The organism is Crocosphaera sp. Alani8 (genome assembly GCF_038442745.1).
Taxonomy (GTDB): domain Bacteria; phylum Cyanobacteriota; class Cyanobacteriia; order Cyanobacteriales; family Microcystaceae; genus Crocosphaera.
The window spans coordinates 1-5722 of sequence record NZ_JARVCN010000212.1; the positions used below are offsets into that span (position 1 = coordinate 1).

8 protein-coding genes are annotated in these 5722 nt (G+C 39.3%); 3 read left to right on the forward strand and 5 right to left on the reverse strand.

What is annotated here, in order from left to right:
• Positions 1–145: 145 nt before the first annotated feature.
• From P9B04_RS13105 to rpmI, 5 genes are all read right to left on the reverse strand, one after another.
• Complete coding sequence (locus P9B04_RS13105) at positions 146–406, reverse strand: type II toxin-antitoxin system RelE family toxin (protein WP_342055437.1); 261 nt, start codon at positions 404–406, stop codon at positions 146–148.
• Entirely contained in the window at positions 399–629 is a 231-nt protein-coding gene (locus P9B04_RS13110; RefSeq protein ID WP_342055438.1) for a hypothetical protein, read from the reverse strand. Before P9B04_RS13110 ends, P9B04_RS13105 begins: the two co-directional genes overlap by 8 nt.
• A gap of 140 nt (positions 630–769) precedes the next feature.
• The gene (locus P9B04_RS13115) at positions 770–2086 is read right to left on the reverse strand and encodes a four-carbon acid sugar kinase family protein (protein ID WP_342055439.1); all 1317 of its coding nucleotides are present in this window, start codon (positions 2084–2086) and stop codon (positions 770–772) included.
• A 115-nt stretch (positions 2087–2201) separates the two neighbouring features.
• A complete protein-coding gene (rplT, locus tag P9B04_RS13120; RefSeq protein ID WP_342055440.1) occupies positions 2202–2555 on the reverse strand; it encodes a 50S ribosomal protein L20 in 354 nt (117 codons plus the stop codon).
• A gap of 171 nt (positions 2556–2726) precedes the next feature.
• Positions 2727–2930, reverse strand: coding sequence for a 50S ribosomal protein L35 (rpmI, locus tag P9B04_RS13125; protein ID WP_342055441.1), 204 nt, complete (start codon positions 2928–2930; stop codon positions 2727–2729).
• Positions 2931–2989: 59 nt separating this feature from the next.
• Here rpmI and P9B04_RS13130 point away from each other — a divergent pair, with 59 nt between their 5' ends.
• The 3 genes from P9B04_RS13130 to P9B04_RS13140 are packed head-to-tail and all read left to right on the forward strand — an operon-like array spanning position 2990 to position 5558.
• Entirely contained in the window at positions 2990–3118 is a 129-nt protein-coding gene (locus P9B04_RS13130) for a hypothetical protein (RefSeq protein WP_342055442.1), read from the forward strand.
• Positions 3119–3157: 39 nt separating this feature from the next.
• Complete coding sequence (locus tag P9B04_RS13135; protein WP_342055443.1) at positions 3158–5074, forward strand: AMP-dependent synthetase/ligase; 1917 nt, start codon at positions 3158–3160, stop codon at positions 5072–5074.
• A gap of 34 nt (positions 5075–5108) precedes the next feature.
• On the forward strand, positions 5109–5558 hold the full coding sequence (locus tag P9B04_RS13140; RefSeq protein WP_342055444.1) for a YlqD family protein: 450 nt from the start codon (positions 5109–5111) through the stop codon (positions 5556–5558).
• Positions 5559–5722: the final 164 nt, after the last annotated feature.

The following is a 5722-nucleotide window of genomic DNA, read 5'->3' on the forward strand; positions in this document are numbered from 1 at the left end:
AGACATCTATCTATTTTACCCCATAAGGGGGGTAACAAGAGCGGATTTGGTATTAATTTACACTTTAATCTAATGACCATCTAAAACAAGACAGTGTATCTACTAATTGTTGTAATTTTTATTTTGCGCTCTTCTGAAAACACAATTACTCATAAATATTGCTACGATGAGCAATAATAATTACATTGACTACAACTAAATCATCTTCAATCGAATAAACAACTCGATAATCTCCAACTCTATAGCGATAATATCCAGAATAAGAGCCTTTTAGTTGCTTAATATTAGGATGGGAACGAGGATTGTTTTCTAGGTTTTTAAAACATCTTACTAGTTTTTTGGCTAAGACTCGATCGCTTTTGGCAAAAACTTTTTCAGCTTCCAAAGATAATCGAACTTTATACATCGTCTCGAATTATGTGCCAATCTTTAGTTTTTCCATTTTTTACTTGTTGGTTGGCTTTTTTAAAAGCAGATTCAAAACCAGGAATATTTAATAATTCTTCCGTTGCCTCTACATCATCCTCTTCTTGTAAATCCTTGAGAAAATCTATTACAAGAATTAACTTGTCTGGCGTTAATTGATCTATGTAGTTTTTTGCCTCATTGCGAATTTGACTTGAGTTCATAGAGGTGCTGTTCAAATATATTGCTATATTAATTCTATCAAATACGGCACTTTGCGAGTTATTAAACTACATTTTGCACCTGCCTCCTGCCTCAAGTCTTAACTTCTTGTACCACATTAAGTCGAAAACCACTTTATATTCTATTGTTTTAAACGAGAATAAACAGTGGTTAAACCTTGAGCATTTCCCACATTACCGGGAAACAAAACTACAGGTAAATTGGGAAATAAAGGATGATCTTTTTCGGTTCTTACCATAGAACATCCGGCTAACACTTGTCCTAATAATCTAACAGCTTGTAACTCTAAACCAACACTTAAGACATCGTTGGAAGTGATACCTCCTTTACTAATTAAAAAGCTAATATCCCGGGGTAAACCCTGAACAATCTCCATTAATAAAGAGGATACAGCTACACCGAAATCTAGCCTTTTTTGCACTGTTTCAAAGGTTAATTCTTCTCTGCTGGTGTAAATAACAGGGGTCTGATTATTTTCGTGAACACTTTTAACTTTTTCTAAAATGTTGTTTAATAACTGGTTTTTTTGATGAGGATTATCTCGCAATTGTTTAACATCAACTTCTATTCCCACCACATCAGATTGAGTCAATAAATCTTGTAATTGTTGGGTTGTTTTTTTGACGTGAGAACCCACCAAAACTACCCCAGGTTTATTGGTTGGTTTATATTCGGCCATTGCTTCTGGTGGGATGGGTTGTTGACCTAGTTGGGCTAAAGACGTTAGGATACTAGCGGCACTACGGAATAGAAATCGTTTACCGGATGCAGCTGCAGTTAATAAATCATCTGCAAATTTATCTAAATCTTCTTGTTTTTCTCCGTCCACTGCTGCACATTTGTTACCTTGTAACTGCATCAATCTTTCTAAACTACTTTCTCGGATATCTGCTAATAAAAATCGTTCAACTTCCGCAGTTTTGATGCGTCCTTTTGTTTTCTCTTCTACGTAATCTGGTAAATAACTATAGCTATAAGCAAAAACGGAATCTTTGGCAAATTCTGTTTCGTGAACAGGGGTTAATTTCCCCTCTACCTTTAAATAGTGGATACTATCAAGGGTTTGTCTTCCTCCTTCAAAAAAGGCAGGAATTAAAAAATGAGCGTCAAAACCCCCTAGTTCTTGGGCAATTACATCGGTTTCTACCGGATAGTGACCTCTGAGGGTGGAATCTGAGCGACTGACAATCAAAAAATCCTCTATTTTTTCCGCTTCCAGGGCAATTTTAAGATTATGGCAAACTTCTGTGGTGACTTCTGCTGCCTTTTGGGGAGTCAATGCCCTTGTGTTTGTTAAGATAAAAAAGATAGGAACATCATCTTTTAATCCCAATCTCAACGTTTCAACGTCCCACTGCATCAACAGCAAACAACTGTGTACTGTTTGAGAACCGGTTGGGTCATCATCCAAGACAATTATTTTCGGTTTTTGACTCATTCTTTCTTAGAAGGTAATCGCCTTTGTCATTGTCCCATGATTTGTGTTGTAATACTAAAATTTTTCCGATGAATAATTGATACTTCATTATCAATTATTCATGATCGGTGATTGCTTATTTGGATGAGTTAGCGGTTTCTACCACCTTGGCAAAAGCTTGGGGGTCAAGGATTGCTAGTTGTGCTAACATCTTACGATTGATCTCAATATTAGCCTTCTTCATCTGACCAATTAATTGACTGTAACTCATCCCATTGACTCTGGCGGCAGCGTTAATACGGGTGATCCACAAGCGGCGGAAATCCCGTTTCCGTTTACGACGATCGCGATAAGAATTGCGTAACGCTTTCATTACCTGCTGATTAGCAGTACGGAATAAGCGAGAGTGACTTCCTCTAAACCCTTTGGCGAGTTTAAGAATTTTTTTACGACGTTTTCGGGCAACATTGCCCCGTTTTACCCTTGTCATAGTGACCCTGTTTCTGTTTAATGGACTTAAGTGATTGGCCTGAGTTCGGTGTTAGGAGTTATTAGTTCGGAGTTAAGTCTTTTTTGACGAAATGATACGTGCTTGAGACTTTTGAACCTGATAGATTTTCTATAAATTTTCTTATATCGAACTCAGGTGATTGAGTAGAGTTTAGATGTAAGGTAGCATTAGACGCACATTGGGTTCGTCCTGTTCGCTAACTAGAGATGGGTTGGATAGACGACGACGCTTTCTTTCCGTACTTTTATGGTTTAATAAGTGGTTTTTGAAAGCTTTTCGCCTAACAATTTTCTTACCGCTTCCTGTTACTCGAAAACGCTTGGCAGCAGCTTTACGGGTTTTTAGTTTAGGCATAATATATAAGTTTTCGACACAATTACCAATAATAACATAATATACTTATCGATGGCAATATGTGCGCTTCAAAAAGGACAATACCTTTTGGGATTGATGCGATCGCCGATCACTCAAAAAACTGTCACTATTCCCGTTCAATGGTGGAAGTTGAACCCCTAACATGGGAACAACAACCCTATTATTAGCTAGTCTATAGGGTAAAACCACTACCAATATCAATAGCTATGACAACTATTCCCGAATACGCGAAATTAGAGGCTTTACCAGAAATATGGGCGATCGCAGGAAAAAAATTCGCCGACATCGTTGCGCTACACGATCCCCATAGCAAACCGGAAGTTAAACTTACTTTTGCTGAATTATACGAAAAACTAGCACAATTTGCCGCAGGATTACAGGCATTGGGAGTGACGGCAAATGATAAAGTTAGTTTAATCGCCGATAATAGTCCCCGTTGGTTCATCGCCGATCAAGGATCGATGTTAGCAGGGGCTGCCAACGCAGTGAGATCAGCCCAAGCAGATGAAAACGAAATAGCCTATATTTTGAGAGATAGCGATAGTAGTACCCTGATTGTAGAAAATAAGAAAACTTTAGACAAAATACGGGCATTTTGCGATGAGATTCCCTTACAATTAATTATTTTACTCAGCGACGAAACCCCAAACCCAGACGATACTATCAAAACTTTAAACTATGGCCAACTGATGGAACTTGGGGCAGAAAGTAGCTTACAACCCATCCAAAAAAGTGGCAGCGACTTAGCCACCTTAATCTATACATCAGGAACCACAGGACAACCCAAAGGTGCAATGCTCTCCCATAGTAACCTATTGCATCAGGTCAAAAATTTAGACTCTGTGATTCAACCCAAAAAAGCAGATATTGTCGTCAGTATCTTACCATCTTGGCATTCCTACGAGCGCAGCGCAGAATATTTCCTCTTATCCCAAGGTTGTACCCTCACTTACACCAATATCCGCAACTTCAAGACCGATCTCAAGCGGTTTAAACCCCATCACATGGTCGGGGTTCCCCGTCTCTGGGACTCTCTTTATGAAGGGATACAGAAGCAACTCAGAGAACAAAGTGCTACCCAACAAAAAATAGTACAGTTTTTCTTTAATATTTCCCAGAATTTCATCGTCTCTCGACGCATGGCCGAGAATATGGGTTTAGAATACTTCGATGCCTCTAGCATAGACAGGTTCATAGCGAAGCTTAAAACCATCTTCCTCGCCCCTTTACACGCTTTGGGGGATAAATTGGTCTACAAGAAGATTCGAGAGGGTTTAGGGGGCAATTTTGAAACTTTAGTCAGTGGTGGGGGTTCCTTAGCCAAACACCTAGACGACTTTTACGAGATCATCAATGTTCCAGTTTTAGTGGGTTATGGACTCACCGAAACCTCCCCTGTTACCAACGCCCGTACCCATAGCCACAACTTACGGGGTTCCTCCGGTCAACCCATTCCCAACACAGAAATTAAGATTGTTAGTCTCGATACCCGTGAAGAAGTCCCCCGAGGAGAACGAGGTGTGGTTCTCATTCGCGGTCCCCAAGTGATGCAAGGATACTATAAAAAACCAGAAGCAACTGCTAAAGCGATCGATCCCGAGGGATGGTTTGACAGTGGGGACTTAGGTTGGATCACCCCTATGAACGATTTAGTGATTACTGGACGGGCTAAGGATACCATTGTTTTGAGTAACGGGGAGAATATAGAACCCCAACCCATCGAAGATGCTTGTGTCAGAAGTCCTTATATCGACCAAATGATGTTGGTGGGACAAGACCAAAAAGCTTTGGGTGCTTTAATTGTACCTAACTTAGACGCGTTGCAAGCATGGGGCAAAAATCAACAACTTAACCTAACTTTCCCTCCAGAAGACGCGAATAGAGAAACCATTGTTAGCAGCGATCTCTACGGAAAGCCGGTTCAGGAATTATTTAAACAGGAACTGAAAAAAGAGGTCAAAAATCGTCCGGGATATCGTGCAGATGATCAGATTAAAACTTTTGAACTGATATTACAACCTTTTTCTGTTGAAAACGGGATGATGACCCAAACTTTGAAAATTAAACGTCCTGTAGTCACGGAACAATATCAAGGTATGATTAACGGGATGTTTGAATCCTAATCAATTAAACAATCAGTCAACGGAGAAAAGAGTTATGGAAGACCCAAACACCAGTTTACTGCTCAAACGGCCGGTTAATTTAAAAGTGATTGTCACCACCCGCTGGAAAGAGGAAATGCAACAACAATTGCAAGCACAAATTAATCAGCTTGACAATCAAATGCAACAAATTGACATGCAAGGACAACGAGCTATTGCTGAGATCCAGAAACAAAGTGTATCCCCTCCTGGACCGGAAACAACCCAACAAATTGATAATATTCAATTGCAAGTTAATCAGAAAAAAAGCGAGTTGTTAGAAAGAAAAAACCAATTGTTACAACAAATGCAACAAGTTCAAACTGTTGAATTAGAACAGGAAGTTGTGCAAGGACAACTAGAAAGTTTTTTCCGTATTGAAAAAGGAGAGAACTTAGTGAAAAAACTCAGTGTAGAAGTTGTGGTTCGTGATGGTGTAATTGAAGAAATACGAGGAGAAATCTAAATCAACTCAAAAGTGTAATTTATAGTTGAGAACTTCTGCAGAGATTTTATTAAAATTTAGTTAAGATAGCCACGTTGATTTAAAAACGTGGCTATTTTTTATCTATGATCAGAAGCTTCTCAAAAAGTCTGGGGGGACTCGCCGAAAGTTAGGGGACAAAGATG

What these genes read in the sequence shown, in the direction of transcription:
- rpmI (WP_342055441.1), bottom strand. Translation starts at nt 2,930, where the DNA reads ATGCCTAAACTAAAAACCCGTAAAGCTGCTGCCAAGCGTTTTCGAGTA.
- P9B04_RS13110 (WP_342055438.1), bottom strand. Translation starts at nt 629, where the DNA reads ATGAACTCAAGTCAAATTCGCAATGAGGCAAAAAACTACATAGATCAA.
- P9B04_RS13135 (WP_342055443.1), top strand. Translation starts at nt 3,158, where the DNA reads ATGACAACTATTCCCGAATACGCGAAATTAGAGGCTTTACCAGAAATA.
- rplT (WP_342055440.1), bottom strand. Translation starts at nt 2,555, where the DNA reads ATGACAAGGGTAAAACGGGGCAATGTTGCCCGAAAACGTCGTAAAAAA.
- P9B04_RS13140 (WP_342055444.1), top strand. Translation starts at nt 5,109, where the DNA reads ATGGAAGACCCAAACACCAGTTTACTGCTCAAACGGCCGGTTAATTTA.
- P9B04_RS13105 (WP_342055437.1), bottom strand. Translation starts at nt 406, where the DNA reads ATGTATAAAGTTCGATTATCTTTGGAAGCTGAAAAAGTTTTTGCCAAA.
- P9B04_RS13115 (WP_342055439.1), bottom strand. Translation starts at nt 2,086, where the DNA reads ATGAGTCAAAAACCGAAAATAATTGTCTTGGATGATGACCCAACCGGT.
- P9B04_RS13130 (WP_342055442.1), top strand. Translation starts at nt 2,990, where the DNA reads ATGTGCGCTTCAAAAAGGACAATACCTTTTGGGATTGATGCGATCGCC.